The organism is Pollutimonas sp. M17 (genome assembly GCF_025836975.1).
Classification (GTDB): domain Bacteria; phylum Pseudomonadota; class Gammaproteobacteria; order Burkholderiales; family Burkholderiaceae_B.
On record NZ_CP107548.1, the window covers coordinates 2,415,461 to 2,430,271 of the forward strand.

The window sequence follows — 14,811 nt, forward strand, 5'->3', positions numbered from 1 at the left end:
ATCGCGGCATCAAAAGACCGTTTCAGTCAGGACGTGGGCTCATTAGCGCCTATGATCGTACCTGACCTCGCGCACCTGGCCGTTATTGCCCGGAAAGCCGTCGAATACCGCCTGCGCCAGATAAGGCATGACTTGCAGAAGATTTTCGCCGGCGCTGACATTTACCGCGCTCGACCTATATACTTCGGCGCCCTGGTTCCGATTATCTTTTATGGTCACGGTCAATGTGTTTTTGTACACGTCGACCGGCACATTCGATACGGAGGGCGTCATGTAGATGCCTCCGCCCCATCCGCTATAACCGCCGTAATATCCCCCGAAAGCGGGGCCGAAGCCCCAGCCATCGTTTAAATAGGGATCGTTATAGCGCTGCACCCAGGCCTGCGTGACCGGATTATCGTAACTGATGTGCACATCGAACCGGGGTGAACCGCCCGAGGCGGCCTCGACCAGCCCGGTGGGCCCGATGGCGGCGCGTATCATGTCGGCGATACTGTCGAATTCCAGATTATTGACCTGCGTGGCGGCCGGCACGATACGATAGCTCTGCCCCGACGCATCCGCGGGCCATTGCTGGAAGCTGGTGACACGCGCCGATATCGTCGATGCGCAGCCTGCAAGCAGCGCCATGCTGGCCATCACGGCCCAAAATCGCAACATTGTGCCGGACAGCCGGCCTGATTTATTCCACATACGTCCCCCTGCCTATTTACCCATGGCGCCAGCATAATGCGTTCCCGCTCGGGCCCGCCGCCGCAATGCGCCCATTATGCTTGAGACCGCGATAAGGGTCCGAAGGTTGCATTGCTCGCGGTAAAAGCCGCAACAGGACGCAAACACTACAATAGGCGCATCCGGAATATTTTAAAGACCGATCATGCGTACCGATAGCGCCCCCACCATTTCCCGCCACGATTATCAGCCCTACCCCTACCGCCTGCCCGCCGTCGAATTCACCTTCGATCTGGATCCCGCCCAAACCCGCGTGCATGCCCGCATGGAGTTTGAAAGGTCGACGGAACAGGCCCAGCCTCTGGTACTGAACGGACAGGACCTCGAACTCGTATCGCTGCTGCTCGACGGCCGGGCCGTGGCGTCCGAGGAATATCGCCTGGAGAACGGCGCCCTGACGCTGTTCCCGTCCGCGCAACGCTTTACGCTGGACATCACCAGCCTGTGCCGGCCCGCCGACAACTCCAGCCTGATGGGCCTTTATGTATCGGGCGGCAAGCTGTTCACCCAATGCGAAGCCGAAGGCTTCCGGCGCATTGCCTGGTTTCCCGACAGGCCGGATGTCATGTCGCGTTATCGCGTGCGGCTGCGCGCCGACAAGCAACGCTATCCGCTGCTGCTGTCCAACGGGAACCTGCTTGCGCAGGGAGACCTGGCCGATGGCCGGCACGAAGCGCTCTGGGAAGACCCGCAGCTCAAGCCGAGCTACCTGTTCGCCCTGGTCGCCGGCGGCTTCGATTGCCGTGAACAAACCCTGCGGACCGGCAGCGGACGCCAGGCCCTGCTGCAGGTATACAGCGATCCGGGCTCCGAAAACAAAACCGCCTGGGCCCTGGACTGCCTGGCCCGCTCCGTGCAATGGGACGAGCGCCGCTTCGGGCTGGAACTGGACCTGGACCGCTTCATGATCGTCGCCGCGCGCGATTTCAACATGGGCGCCATGGAGAACAAGGGGCTGAACATTTTCAACTCGGCCTACGTCCTGGCCGACCAGGACAGCGCCACCGACTCGGCCTACCGCGCCATCGAGGCTGTGATCGGACACGAATACTTCCACAACTGGACGGGCAACCGCGTAACCTGCCGCGACTGGTTCCAGCTTTCATTGAAGGAAGGCCTGACGGTATTCCGCGACCAGGAATTCTCGGCCGACATGCTGGCCAGCGGCCTGTCCGGTCCGGAGGCGGACAGCGCGCGCGCCGTCAAGCGCATCGACGACGTCAGCACCTTGCGCATTGCCCAGTTTCCCGAAGACGCCGGCCCCATGGCACATCCCATCCGGCCTGAAAGCTATCAGGAAATCGGCAACTTCTACACCGCCACCGTTTACGAGAAAGGCGCCGAAGTCATACGCATGCAGCACACCCTGCTGGGCGAAGAAGGCTTTCGCGCCGGGCTGGACGAGTACTTCCGCCGCCACGACGGCCAGGCCGTCACCTGCGACGATTTCGTCAGCGCGATGGAATCCGTGTATGCGCGGCGCAATCCGGGCAAGACGCTGGATGTGTTCCGGCGCTGGTACTCGCAGGCCGGCACGCCCCGGGTTGCGGTCTCCCTGGCCTATGATGCGGCCCGGCAGACATGTTCGATCACCCTGCGCCAGCGCTGCGCGCCGGTGGGCGTGGAAAAACTGCAGAATCCTCCCCTGCCCAAGCCGCCCCTGCATATTCCGTTTGCGCTGGGCCTGCTGGACCGGCAAGGCCGGCCCATGGCGATCACGCTCGAAGGCAAGACCGCCGAGACGGTCCTGCTAGAACTGACCGACGCCGAGCAGACCTGGACATTGACCAACATTGGGCAAGAGCCGGTTCCTTCGCTGCTGCGCAATTTCTCGGCCCCGGTCATCGTCGAGTTCGAGCGCGGCGATGCCGATCTGATGCTGCTGGCCCGGCACGATACCGACCCGTTCGCCCGCTGGGAAGCCGGGCAGGAACTGGCCACCCGGGCGCTGCTGGCGATGGTTCAGGCCTATGCCGACGGCGGCGAACCCAATGCCGGCGCCGCGCTTATCGACACCTGGCGCGACCTGCTGACCGATCCGCTGTTGACCGCGGCCTACAAGGCGCGCGTGCTCACCCTGCCCACCGAAAAAGAGCTGCTGGAAAAAACCGCTCCCATGGATCCCCTGAACGCGCTGCGGGCCAGCAAGCGCATGCGGGCTGAGCTGGGCCGGGCGCTGGCGCCCTTGTGGCTGGAAGCCTACCAGGCCCATGCAAGCAGCGACGGCCTCTACCGGCCCGACCCGCTGTCGTCGGGCCGCCGTGCGCTCAAGAACCTGGCGCTGTCCTACCTGATGGCCGCCGCGCATTCCCAGGCCGAAGGGCTGGCGCTGGACCAGTACTACAAGGCAGGCAACATGACCGACCGCATGGGCGCGCTGTCCGCGCTGGTGCATCATGGCTCGCCCGCCGAATCGGCGAAAGCGCTGGATCATTTCTATGAGCAGTGGCAACAGGACGACCTGGTCATGGACAAGTGGTTTGCCTTGCAGGCCACGGCGCCCGGCACCAACGTCCAGGCCGTGCGCGCGCTCATGCTGCATCCCGCTTTCTCGCTGCGCAATCCCAATCGCGCGCGCTCGCTGATCTTCCAGTTCTGCATGAACAACCTGCAAGGCATCCACAACGCGGAAGGCTATGCCTTCTGGGCCGAACAAGTCCTGGCGCTGGATGAACTGAATCCCGAAATCGCGGCCCGCCTGGCACGCACGTTCGATAACTGGCAGCGCTATGCGCCGGTTTATCGCCAGGCCATGCACAATGCGCTCAGGCAGATACAGCAACACCCCGACCTGTCACGCAACGTGTCGGAAATCATTTCCAAAGCATTGAACATCTAGTTCCGGAGCATGTAGATGAAACGCAAAACCCTGACCCAGTATCTGGTCGAACAACAAAGAAAGAAACAGGCGGTATCGGCCGAGGTGCGCCTGCTGATCGAAACCGTCGCCCGGGCCTGCAAGGCCATCAGCCATGCGGTCAGCAAGGGGGCGCTGGGCGGCGTCCTGGGCAGCCTGGATACGGAAAACGTACAGGGCGAAGTCCAAAAGAAGCTCGATGTGCTGTCCAACGAAATCCTGCTGGAAGCCAACGAATGGGGCGGCCACCTCGCCGCCATGGCGTCCGAGGAGATGGAGACCATACACCGCATTCCCAACCGCTATCCCAAGGGCGAAAACCTGTTGCTGTTCGATCCCCTGGACGGCTCCTCCAACATCGACGTCAACGTATCCATAGGCACCATTTTCTCGGTGCTGCATGCGCCGCACCATGCCTCGGGCCGCGATGTGGATGAAAACGACTTCCTGCAGGCCGGCTCGCAGCAGGTCGCGGCCGGCTATGCCGTGTACGGCCCGCAAACCATGCTGGTGCTTACGGTGGGCAACGGCGTGGTGGGCTTCACGCTGGACCGCGAAATGGGTTCATGGGTGCTGACGCACGACGACATCCGCATTCCCGAACAGACCGCCGAGTTCGCCATCAACATGTCGAACATGCGCCACTGGGAAGCGCCGGTCAAGCGCTATATCGAAGACTGCCTGGCCGGCAAGACCGGCCCGCTGGGCAAGGATTACAACATGCGCTGGATCGCCTCGATGGTGGCGGACGTGCATCGCATCCTGACGCGCGGCGGCATCTTCATGTACCCGCGCGACGAGCGGCCTTCGGGCAAGGCCGGCAAACTCCGGCTGATGTACGAAGCCAATCCCATGAGCTTCATCGTGGAGCAGGCCGGCGGCGCCGCCACCGACGGAAGCCAGCGCATCCTGGACGTTCATCCGGCCGCCCTGCATCAGCGCATCGGCGTCGTCCTGGGATCGAAAGAAGAAGTGGAACGGGTGCAGCGCTACCACCAGGAAGCCTGAACACGCAAGGGCTCCGGCATCCGCCGGAGCCCTATATGCCTATTCCAGCGTAAGAATGGTTGCGCCGGTCGTCTTGCGCCCGGCCAGAGCTTCCTGCGCGTCTCCGGCGGCGGCCAGCGGAAAACGCTGGCCGATGGTGATGCCGATTTTCTTCCTGGCCACCAGGCCGAACAACTCGTCGGCGGCCGACTGCATTTTCTCAAGCGTGGTCACGTGCGCGCCCAGGGAGGGCCGGGTCACGTACAAGGAGCCCTTGCTGGACAGCACGCCCAGGTTCACGTTCTCGACCGGGCCCGAGGCATTGCCGAAGCTGACCATCAGCCCGCGCGGCTCCAGGCAATCCAGGGACGTCATCCAGGTGTCCTTGCCCACGCCGTCGTAAACGACCGGCACTTTCTTGCCGCCGGTCAGTTCGTTGACGCGTTCGACCACGTTTTCACGGGAATAGTCGATGACCTCCCAGGCGCCGTGGGCTTTGGCCAGAGCCGCCTTCTCGGGCGTGGAGGCGGTGCCGATAAGCTTGACGCCCAGCGCCTTGGCCCATTGGCAGGCGATCAGGCCCACCCCGCCCGCGGCGGCGTGGAACAGGATGGTCTCGCCGCCTTGCAGGCGGTAGGTCTGGCGAAACAGGTATTGGACGGTAAGCCCCTTGAGCATCATGGCCGCCGCCTGGTCGAACGCTACGCCCTTGGGCAGCTTGACCACCCGGTTGGCCGGAACATTGCGCGTCTCGGCATAGGCGCCTATGGGGCTCTGGCCATAGGCTACCCGGTCGCCGACCTTCAAGTGCCTGACGCCGGCGCCCACGGCCTCAACGATGCCCGAGGCTTCGAAGCCCAGGCCGTGAGGCAGGGGATGAGGATAAAGGCCGGTGCGGAAATAGATGTCGATGAAATTAAGGCCCACCGCTTTTTGACGTATAGTTACCTCGTTTTCCGCGGGCGCGGGAACATCCACCGAAACAAGTTTCAGGACTTCGGGACCGCCGTGTTTCTCGATACGTATCGCTTTGACCTGGTTTTCCAAGACTGACTCCTTGCATGAAATAATGCGTGCTTGATGACTGCGCCTAGTTTAAATCCTTATTGCCTGTCCGTACCTGAAAATATGAATCGTCAGCGTGCCGTTTTTGCGATTCATATCGCTGCCATCCTGTTCGGCCTCACCGGCATTTTCGGCGAGCTGATCCAGGCCGATGCCATGGTCATCACCGCCGGCCGCGCCGGTTTCGCCGTGCTCTCCCTGTTCGCCGTCATGCGCTACGCCGGGACATCCCCCCTTCTGGGCATAACGCGCAGAAACATCGGCGTCCTGGCCATGGCCGGCTTCATGCTGGCCGTGCACTGGGTTACCTTTTTCCTATCGGTGAAGATCAGCGGGGTGGCCGTGGCCACGCTTGGCTTTGCCAGCTTTCCCGCCTTCATTACCCTGTGCGAATGCATTTTTTTCAAAGAGAAGATCAGCGTCGCCGAATGGCTGATCCTGCTGCTGGTCACGCTGGGCCTTGTGCTGGTCACTCCTTCATTCGATTTCCGGGACGACGCGACCATAGGCCTGGCATGGGCCATTCTGTCCGGGCTGACTTTTGCCCTCTTCACCCTGATCAACCGCCGCGCGGCCGCCCGCATACCGGCCCAGCAGGTGGCGTGCTGGGAAAACCTGTTCGTGGCGCTGATGACGCTGCCCTTCTCTTTTCCGGCCATCACGCAGCTGGGCGCGCTGGATTGGCTATGGCTGGCCATGCTGGGCATACTCTGCACAGCCCTGTCGCACTACCTGCTGGTGTCCAGCCTGATGGTGTTGAATGCCCGCAGCGCCGGCATCGTCATCGCGCTGGAGCCGGTCTATGCCATCTTCTTCGCCGCGGTGCTGTTCGCCCAATACCCGTCCGCGCGCGCGCTGCTTGGCGGGGCGCTGATGGTGGGCGCCATCGTATGGTCGGGCATGCGCAAGGCCGGCAAGGCGCCGGCCTGAGCCGCCGTCAGCCGCGCGACACGATGTCGGCCACGGCGCGGCCGACATCCTGCGTCGTGGCCTTGCCGCCCATGTCGGGCGTGCGCGGTCCTTGTTCCAGCACCGTTTCGATGGCCTTGAGCACCTCGGCCGCCGCCTGCGGATACCCCAAGAAATCCAGCATCATGGAGCCGCTCCAGATCTGGCCTATGGGATTGGCGATGCCTTTGCCGTAGATGTCGGGCGCCGATCCGTGGACGGGCTCGAACAGGGACGGGAACAGGCGGTCGGGATTCAGGTTGGCCGAGGGTGCGATCCCTATGGTGCCCGTGCAGGCCGGACCCAGGTCGGACAGGATGTCGCCGAAGAGATTCGACGCGACCACCACGTCGAACCAGTCCGGATGCTGCACGAAATGCGCGCACAGGATATCGATGTGGTATTTGTCCCAGCGCACGTCGGGATAGCTGCCGGCCATCTCGGCGACGCGATCGTCCCACCAGGGCATGGAGATGGAGATGCCATTGGACTTGGTGGCGGCCGTCAGGTGCTTGCCGCGCTTTTGCGCCAGTTCGAATGCGAACTTGAGAACGCGGTTGGCGCCTATGCGGGTGAATATGCTTTCCTGTATGACCACTTCACGGTCGGTGCCCTCGAACAGGCGTCCGCCGCTGTTGGAGTATTCGCCCTCGGTGTTCTCGCGCACGATGTAGAAGTCGATGTCGCCCGGCTTGCGGCCGGCCAACGGCGATGTCACGCCGGGCATCAGGCGCACGGGCCGCAAATTGATGTACTGGTCGAATTCGCGGCGAAACTTGAACAGGGACTCCCACAAGGCCACATGGTCGGGCACCGTCGCCGGCCACCCGATGGCGCCGAAGAATATGGCCTCGTGGCCGCCGATGCGTTCCTTCCAGTCCGCCGGCATCATGCGCCCATGCTTGGCGTAGTAATCGGAGCTCCAGTCCAGGACATCCCAGTCGAACCGGATGCCGTGGCGGCCGGCAACGGCCTCGAGCACGCGCAAGCCCTCGGGCATGACTTCCTTACCAATACCGTCGCCGGCTATGACGGCGATTTTATGACTATCGGACATGTAATTCCTTTCTGATTTAGTTGATGATGCGATCAATATCCCTGGCCCCTGGACACGACGCCGCTGATCGCCCGGCCTTGTTCCAGAAGTTCGATCTTGCGCAGAACCTGCCCCACGGTTTCCTCTTCAAGGGTGACGGCCGCAACGTGCGGCGTGACCCTGATTTTCGGATGCCGCCAATACGGATGGTCGGCGGGCAGCGGTTCGACGCGAAACACATCCAGCAACGCGCCCTGCAGATGCCCTTCGTCGATCAGGGCCAGCAGGTCTTCATCGACCACATGCGGGCCGCGCGCCACGTTGATGAGGTAGGCGCCGGCCCGCAGCCTGTGCAGGTTCTGGCGGTTCAGGATGTTTTCGGTATCGGGCGTCAGGGGCAGCACATTGACCAGCACGCGGCTGCGAGCCAGAAAAGCCGCCAGTTGGCCGGATCCGCCGAAGGCCTGCACGCCATCGATATGCCGGGCGCTGCGCGACCAGCCCGCCGTGGGGTACCCCGCCCCCGCCACCGCCTGCGCGACCCGGCTGCCGATGGCGCCCAGGCCCATGACGCCCACCGGCCAGTCATCGTAGGAAATGGGCGGAAGCTGGCGCCACTGCCCGGCCTGCTGCAGGTCGGCGTAATCGGAGAACCGGCGCGTTGCGTGGGCAATGCCGTGCAGCACATACTCGGCCATCTGCCGCGCCATGCCCGCGTCCTCCAGGCGCACGACGGGAAGCTCGGCGGGAAGCTCCGGCAAGCCCATGACGCTATCGACGCCCGCTCCCAGGTTGAACACGGCCTTCAGCCGCCGCTCCCGTCGGAACAGCGCGCCCGGCGGCCTCCAGACAATGGCGTAATCGGCGTCCACCGGCGCCTGTCCTTCGGCCCACTCGATGAACTGCACGGCCTTGCCGGCCCGGACGAAGCGCTCATGCCATTTCCGGGTGACTTCGGGTGTATTTCCTGCAATAACTATCCTGATCGACACAACATCCTCGATGATTGAAAAATTTCCGCCTCAACGGCGGCGTCCTATGAGTGAACCCAGCACGCCCCGGACCAATTGCGTGGCCGTGCTGCGTATGGCGCTTTTCACGGCGGACTGGACGACGCCCTCGCGGCGCCCGCCCCGGGGGCCGGTGGAGCCGAACAGGAAATCGTTCACCGTGCCCATCAGGCCGCCATCGTTCTGATCGGCCTTTCCACCGGGCTGCGCGCCGGCGCGGCCGGAATCCGCAGCCATCGCCGCGCTGCGCTTCTGCAACACCTCGTAGGCGGATTCACGGTCTATGACCTGCTCGTACTTGCCGCCCAGCAGCGACGCCGAACGCAAGGCCTGGCGCTCGGCAGCCGAAGCGGGGCCGATGCGGCTGCCCGGCGCCATCATCCAGACGCGCTCGGTGGCCGTGGGCCGCCCCTTGGCATCGAGCAGCGAAACCAGCGCCTCGCCCACGCCCAGCTCGGTAATGGCCGCCTCGATGTCCAGGCCTGGATTGGGCCGCATGGTCTGGGCCGCCGTCCTGACGGCTTTCTGGTCGCGCGGCGTGAATGCGCGCAAAGCGTGCTGAATGCGGTTGCCCAGCTGGCCCAGCACCGTATCCGGGATATCCAGCGGATTCTGCGTCACGAAATAGACGCCGACCCCCTTGGAGCGCACCAGCCTGACGACCTGCTCGATTTTTTCCAGCAGCGCCTTGGGCGCATCATTGAACAGCAGGTGCGCCTCGTCGAAAAAGAAGACGAATTTCGGTTTTTCCGGATCGCCCACTTCGGGCAGGCCCTCGTACAGGTCGGCCAGCATCCATAACAGGAAGACGGCATACAGGCGCGGCGATTGCATCAGCTTGTCCGCGGCCAGGATGTTGACGACGCCCCGGCCCTTCTCGTCGACGCGGATCAGGTCGAAGATATCGAGCATGGGTTCGCCGAAGAACTGGGCCGCGCCCTGGGACTCCAGGCGCAACAGACTGCGCTGTATGGCGCCTATGGACGCCGACGATACATTTCCGTATTGCGTGCGCAGCGCGGACGAGCGGTCGGCGACGTCCTGGAGCATGGCGCGCAGGTCTTTCAGATCCAGCAGCAGCTGCCCCTCGTCGTCGGCCACCTTGAAGACCAGGGCCAGCACTCCTTCCTGGGTATCGTTCAATTCCAGCATGCGGGACAAGAGCAAGGGGCCCATATCGGATACCGTGGCCCGCACGGGATGCCCCTGTTCGCCGAAGATGTCCCACAGGACGGCGGGGCAGCCGCCCCAGACGGGTTCGGGCAGGCCCAGCCTGTCCAATCTTTCCTTGAGCTTTTCGCTGCTGGCGCCCGCTTGTGATATGCCGCTCAGGTCGCCCTTGACGTCGGCCATGAACACCGGCGTTCCCATGCGGGAAAACGCTTCGGCGAGAACCTGCAGGCTGACGGTCTTACCCGTTCCGGTGGCCCCGGTAATGCAGCCGTGGCGATTGGCCAGCTCGGGGCGCAGCATCGATTCAGTGCTTGAATTTTTCGCAATGAGGACGGGGTCGGCCATATTCTTACCTTTCCGGACGCGGACTGAAGGGAAGCCCAAGTGTAATTCGACGCTCTCTACTCTGCACGGGTAAAATGAACTTCTTTATCTTCAATCGATGACACTTTATGGCCGGTCACAGTAAATGGGCGAACATCCAGCACCGAAAAGGTCGCCAGGACGCCAAACGGGGCAAACTCTGGACAAAAATCATTCGTGAGATCACGGTCGCGGCCCGCGCCGGCGGCGCCGATCCCGACTCCAACCCGCGCCTGCGCCTGGCCTGGGACAAGGGCACGGCGGCCAACATGCCCAAGGAAAACATCCAGCGCGCCATCCAGCGCGGCGCGGGCGGAGCCGATGGCGCCAACTACGAAGAAGTCCGCTACGAAGGCTATGGCGTCGGCGGCGCGGCCGTGATCATCGACTGCATGACCGACAACCGCATCCGCACCGTCGCCGAAGTGCGCCATGCGCTCAGCAAGAACGGCGGCAACCTGGGCCAGGAAGGCTCGGTGGCCTTCATGTTCAAGCATTGCGGCCAGTTCCTGTTTGCGCCGGGCACCTCCGAAGAACAAGTGATGGAGGCCGCCCTGGAAGCCGGCGCCGAAGACATCCAGACCGACGACGAGGGCATGATCGAAGTCGTTTGCGCCCCCGCCGACTACACCGCCGTGAAAGAAGCCTTCGAACAGGCCGCGCTGACGCCCGAAGTGCAGGGCGTCGTCATGAAAGCGCTGAGCGAAACCGAACTGGCCGGCGACGATGCCGCCAAGATGCAGAAAATGCTGGACGCGCTCGAAGGACTGGACGACGTGCAAGAGGTATACACTACCGCCGCATTCGACGAATCCGAATGACGTCGGCGCTTGCGCGCGTTTCTTTTCCTCTTTACTCCGCCTTACGGAAACTTTGGCTCTCACTATGAAATTACTGGTAATCGGTGGCGGCGGCCGCGAACACGCCCTGGCCTGGCGCCTGGCGCAGTCCCCGCGCATTCAAACCGTGTATGTCGCGCCCGGCAACGGCGGCACCGCCCTGTCGGCGCATATCAAGAATGTGGACATCGCCGCCGTTGACGAGCTCGTGGCGTTCGCGCAGCGGGAAAACATCGCCTATACCGTGGTCGGCCCCGAGGCGCCCCTGGCCGCCGGCGTGGTGGATGCCTTCCGCGCGGCCGGCCTGAAGATATTCGGTCCGACCCAGAAGGCGGCGCAACTGGAGAGCTCCAAGGACTATGCCAAGGCTTTCATGCTGCGCCACAACATCCCCACGGCGGCCTATCAGACCTTCACCGATCCCGTCCTGGCCAAAGCCTATGTGCAAGACCAGGGCGCGCCCATCGTCGTCAAGGCCGACGGCCTGGCGGCCGGGAAGGGCGTGGTGGTCGCGGAGAGCGTGGCCGAAGCGCAGCAAGCCATCGACCAGATGCTGGGCGACGGCTCCTTCGGCGCCGCGGGCGCCCGTGTCGTCATCGAAGAATGCCTGACGGGCGAGGAAGCCAGCTTCATCGTCATGTGCGACGGCCAGCATGTGCTTGCGCTGGCCACCAGCCAGGACCACAAGCGCCTGAAAGACGGTGACCAAGGGCCCAATACCGGCGGCATGGGCGCCTATTCGCCGGCCCCCGTCATCACGCCCGCGCTGCACAACCGCATCATGCGCGAAGTCATACAGCCTACGGTGGCCGGCATGGCCAGGGACGGCATCCCCTATACCGGCTTCCTGTATGCCGGACTCATGATCGGGCCGGGGGCCGATTCGACGCGCTCGCTGAAGGTGCTTGAATTCAACTGCCGCATGGGCGATCCCGAAACCCAGCCCATCATGATGCGCATCAAGAACGACCTGACTCAGGTCTTCGAACTGGCCGTCGCGGGCAGGCTGGACGAGGCCAACATCGACTGGGACCGCCGCACCGCGCTGGGTGTGGTCCTGGCCGCCAAGGATTATCCGGGCAAGCCCCGGACCGGCGACGCCATCAGCAGTTTGCCCGAGGACACCGACGAATGCATGGTATTCCATGCCGGCACCACGCTGGATAATGGCGTACTGAAAACATCGGGCGGTCGCGTCCTGTGCGTGACGGTGCTGGCCGACTCGGTCAAGCGCGCCCAGGCCACCGCCTACGCCGCCGTCGCCCAGACGCACTTCGATGGCCGGCAGTACCGCAACGACATCGGATGGCGCGCCCTGCCCGGCGCCGCCACCTGAACACAATCGCCGCTGCGCTGCGCCAGCGGCAAGGAAGCCGAATGACCGTACCCATTTCCACCGCATACGATTATTTCCTGGACCTTCAGGGGCGCATCGTGGAGGCCCTGGAAAGTTCCGATGGCAGCCGTTTCCAATCCGACCAATGGACCCGCGAAGAAGGCGGCGGCGGGCTGTCGCGCTACCTGGAAGGCGGGCCGCTTTTCGAGCGCGCCGGCGTGCTTTTCAGCCATGTCCAGGGCAAGACGCTGCCTCCCTCGGCCAGCGCCCACCGCAAGGAACTGGCCGGCCGCTCCTGGGAGGCCATGGGCGTGTCCATGGTGCTGCATCCGCGCAACCCTTATGTGCCGACCAGCCACATGAACGTACGCCTGTTCGTGGCCCATGCGCTGGAAGGTAGCCAGGACGACGATGTCTTCTGGTTCGGAGGCGGGCTGGACCTGACGCCCTTCTATCCCTTTGAAGAAGACGCGCGCCATTTTCATCAGGTCTGCCATGACGCCGTCCAGCCTTTCGGCGACGACAAGTACCCGGCCTACAAAAAATGGTGCGACGAGTATTTTTTCCTGAAGCACCGGAACGAGACGCGCGGCGTGGGCGGGCTGTTCTTCGACGACCTGAATGAAAACGGGTTCGATCACAGTTTTGCCCTGACCCGCTCGGTGGGCGACTGCTTCCTGAACGCCTACATGCCCATCGTCGAGAAACGCCGGCGCATGGAATACACCGACAGGCAGCGCGACTTCCAGGCCTATCGGCGCGGACGCTACGTCGAATTCAATCTGGTTTTCGACCGGGGCACGCTGTTCGGCCTGCAGTCGGGCGGGCGCACCGAATCCATTCTGCTGTCCATGCCGCCCGCGGCCCACTGGCGCTATAGCTGGACACCCAAGGAAGACACGCCCGAGGCGGCGCTGGCCGACTACCTGAAGCCGCGCGAATGGCTATAAAGACAGGCCTGCTGGGCGGAAGCTTCGACCCCGTGCATCGGGCCCATATCGCACTGGCGGACACCGCCATGCGGGCTCTGCGGCTTGCAGGCGTCGAGCTGATACCCGCCGCCCAGCCCTGGCAGCGCAAACCGCTGGCGGCCAGCCCCGAACACAGGCTGGCCATGCTGGAGCTGGCGGTGGACGGGCATCCCGGCCTGCGGGTCAACCCCATCGAGATCCAGCGCGGCGGGCCCACCTACACGATGGACACCTTGAGAAACCTTCCGTCGGGTACCGGCTACTGCTGGATATTGGGCGCCGACCAGCTGCATAATTTCTGCTCGTGGCGCGATTGGCGGGAAATCGCCGAGCGCGTCGAGCTGGCGGTGGCCCAGCGCCCCGGGGCGCCCCTGGAGCCCCCCCTTGCCTTGCGGCAGCACCTGGACCGCCTGAACCGCCGCCTTGCCACCCTGCCCTTCGAACCCGTCGCCATCTCATCCACCCTGATACGCCAGCGCATTGCGCGCGGAGAATCCACCGACGGGCTGCTGGATGTTGCAGTGGCGCACTATATTGAACAAAATGGGCTCTACCGAGCCCCTGCCGCCTAACGTCTCACGGTATAGTCATTACATGGATATTCAAAAACTGCAACGCCTGGTCATAGATGCTCTGGAAGACGTCAAGGCGCAGGACATCAAGGTCTTCAACACGTCCCATATCACGGGCCTGTTCGACCGCGTCGTCATTGCCAGCGGCTCGTCCAATCGCCAGACCCGCGCCATCGCCTCCAGCGTGGCCGATCGCGCACGCGAGCACAAGATCCCCATCATCGCCTTCGAGGGCGAGGATACCGGCGAATGGGTGCTGGTCGACCTGGGCGACATCGTCGTGCACTGCATGCAGCCCATGGTTCGCCAGTACTACAACCTGGAGGAAATCTGGGGCGGCAAGCCGGTGCGGGTCAAGCTGCTGCCGCAGTCGACCCTGCCCAGCATCCCCGAATCGTACGACTACGACGACGAATAGGAAGGGGCGCGGCCGGTGAAATTGATCGTTGTGGCCGTGGGCACGCGCATGCCGGATTGGGTCGAGGCCGCCTGGCGCGATTATGCGCGGCGCCTGCCCGCCGACTGCGTGCTCGAACTGAAGGAAGTAAAGCCCGAACCCCGCACATCGGGCAAGACGCCGGCCCAGATGATGCAGGCCGAAGCCCGGCGCATCGAAGCCGCCGTTCCATCCAGCGCCTTGCGCATCGCCCTGGACGAGCACGGCAGGGACATCAGCACCATGGACTTGTCGCAAGAGCTTGAAAAATGGCGCGGCGGCGGGCAGGACGTCGCCTTCCTGATAGGCGGGCCCGACGGCCTGGATGCCGACCTCAAACGCCAATGCCGCGGCCTACTGCGGCTTTCCTCGCTGACCCTGCCGCACCCCATGGTCCGGATCGTGTTGGCTGAACAGCTTTATCGAGCCTGGGCTATCATGACCGGGCATCCCTATCACCGCGCCTGAGCACATAACAACCTTGAT

The 14,811-nt window shown here is 63.6% G+C and carries 14 protein-coding genes; 9 read left to right on the plus strand and 5 right to left on the minus strand.

Annotated elements, in window-relative coordinates; genetic code table 11:
- Window positions 1-42: 42 nt before the first annotated feature.
- A complete protein-coding gene (locus OEG81_RS11475; RefSeq protein ID WP_264129380.1) occupies window positions 43-660 on the minus strand; it encodes a DUF4136 domain-containing protein in 618 nt (205 codons plus the stop codon).
- Between the two features lie 217 nt (window positions 661-877).
- On the opposite strand from OEG81_RS11475, the gene pepN reads away from it, so the two are divergent.
- A complete protein-coding gene (gene pepN, locus OEG81_RS11480; protein ID WP_264129381.1) occupies window positions 878-3,571 on the plus strand; it encodes an aminopeptidase N in 2,694 nt (897 codons plus the stop codon).
- A 15-nt stretch (window positions 3,572-3,586) separates the two neighbouring features.
- A complete protein-coding gene (locus OEG81_RS11485) occupies window positions 3,587-4,597 on the plus strand; it encodes a class 1 fructose-bisphosphatase (RefSeq protein WP_264129382.1) in 1,011 nt (336 codons plus the stop codon).
- Between the two features lie 39 nt (window positions 4,598-4,636).
- Here the strand turns inward: OEG81_RS11485 and OEG81_RS11490 are convergent, their stop codons facing one another.
- Complete coding sequence (locus OEG81_RS11490) at window positions 4,637-5,623, minus strand: quinone oxidoreductase family protein (RefSeq protein WP_264129383.1); 987 nt, start codon at window positions 5,621-5,623, stop codon at window positions 4,637-4,639.
- 81 nt (window positions 5,624-5,704) lie between these two features.
- Here OEG81_RS11490 and OEG81_RS11495 point away from each other — a divergent pair, with 81 nt between their 5' ends.
- A complete protein-coding gene (locus tag OEG81_RS11495) occupies window positions 5,705-6,571 on the plus strand; it encodes a DMT family transporter (protein ID WP_264129384.1) in 867 nt (288 codons plus the stop codon).
- A 7-nt stretch (window positions 6,572-6,578) separates the two neighbouring features.
- On the opposite strand, the gene OEG81_RS11500 is transcribed toward OEG81_RS11495, so the two are convergent.
- From OEG81_RS11500 to OEG81_RS11510, 3 genes are read right to left on the minus strand one after another with little or no spacing between them, the layout of a single operon-like run.
- Window positions 6,579-7,646, minus strand: coding sequence for a tartrate dehydrogenase (locus OEG81_RS11500; protein ID WP_264129385.1), 1,068 nt, complete (start codon window positions 7,644-7,646; stop codon window positions 6,579-6,581).
- Window positions 7,647-7,678: 32 nt separating this feature from the next.
- The gene (locus OEG81_RS11505; protein WP_264129386.1) at window positions 7,679-8,617 is read right to left on the minus strand and encodes a 2-hydroxyacid dehydrogenase; all 939 of its coding nucleotides are present in this window, start codon (window positions 8,615-8,617) and stop codon (window positions 7,679-7,681) included.
- Between the two features lie 30 nt (window positions 8,618-8,647).
- Window positions 8,648-10,153, minus strand: coding sequence for a helicase HerA-like C-terminal domain-containing protein (locus OEG81_RS11510; protein WP_264129387.1), 1,506 nt, complete (start codon window positions 10,151-10,153; stop codon window positions 8,648-8,650).
- Between the two features lie 107 nt (window positions 10,154-10,260).
- Between OEG81_RS11510 and OEG81_RS11515 the strand changes: the two genes are divergently transcribed.
- The 6 genes from OEG81_RS11515 to rlmH all read left to right on the plus strand — a co-directional run bounded on the left by OEG81_RS11515 (window position 10,261) and on the right by rlmH (window position 14,793).
- Complete coding sequence (locus OEG81_RS11515) at window positions 10,261-10,992, plus strand: YebC/PmpR family DNA-binding transcriptional regulator (protein WP_264129388.1); 732 nt, start codon at window positions 10,261-10,263, stop codon at window positions 10,990-10,992.
- A 64-nt stretch (window positions 10,993-11,056) separates the two neighbouring features.
- On the plus strand, window positions 11,057-12,346 hold the full coding sequence (gene purD, locus OEG81_RS11520; RefSeq protein ID WP_264129389.1) for a phosphoribosylamine--glycine ligase: 1,290 nt from the start codon (window positions 11,057-11,059) through the stop codon (window positions 12,344-12,346).
- Window positions 12,347-12,387: 41 nt separating this feature from the next.
- Window positions 12,388-13,296 (plus strand): oxygen-dependent coproporphyrinogen oxidase, encoded by a 909-nt coding sequence (gene hemF, locus OEG81_RS11525; RefSeq protein WP_264129390.1) that lies wholly within the window; start codon window positions 12,388-12,390, stop codon window positions 13,294-13,296.
- Window positions 13,287-13,889, plus strand: a complete 603-nt coding sequence (gene nadD / locus OEG81_RS11530) for a nicotinate (nicotinamide) nucleotide adenylyltransferase (protein ID WP_264129391.1) — start codon at window positions 13,287-13,289, stop codon at window positions 13,887-13,889. Before hemF ends, nadD begins: the two co-directional genes overlap by 10 nt.
- A 22-nt stretch (window positions 13,890-13,911) precedes the next feature.
- Window positions 13,912-14,307: a ribosome silencing factor gene (gene rsfS, locus OEG81_RS11535; RefSeq protein ID WP_264129392.1), complete on the plus strand. Its 396-nt coding sequence runs from the start codon at window positions 13,912-13,914 to the stop codon at window positions 14,305-14,307.
- A 15-nt stretch (window positions 14,308-14,322) separates the two neighbouring features.
- Window positions 14,323-14,793, plus strand: a complete 471-nt coding sequence (gene rlmH, locus OEG81_RS11540; protein ID WP_264129393.1) for a 23S rRNA (pseudouridine(1915)-N(3))-methyltransferase RlmH — start codon at window positions 14,323-14,325, stop codon at window positions 14,791-14,793.
- The last annotated feature ends 18 nt before the right edge of the window (window positions 14,794-14,811 follow it).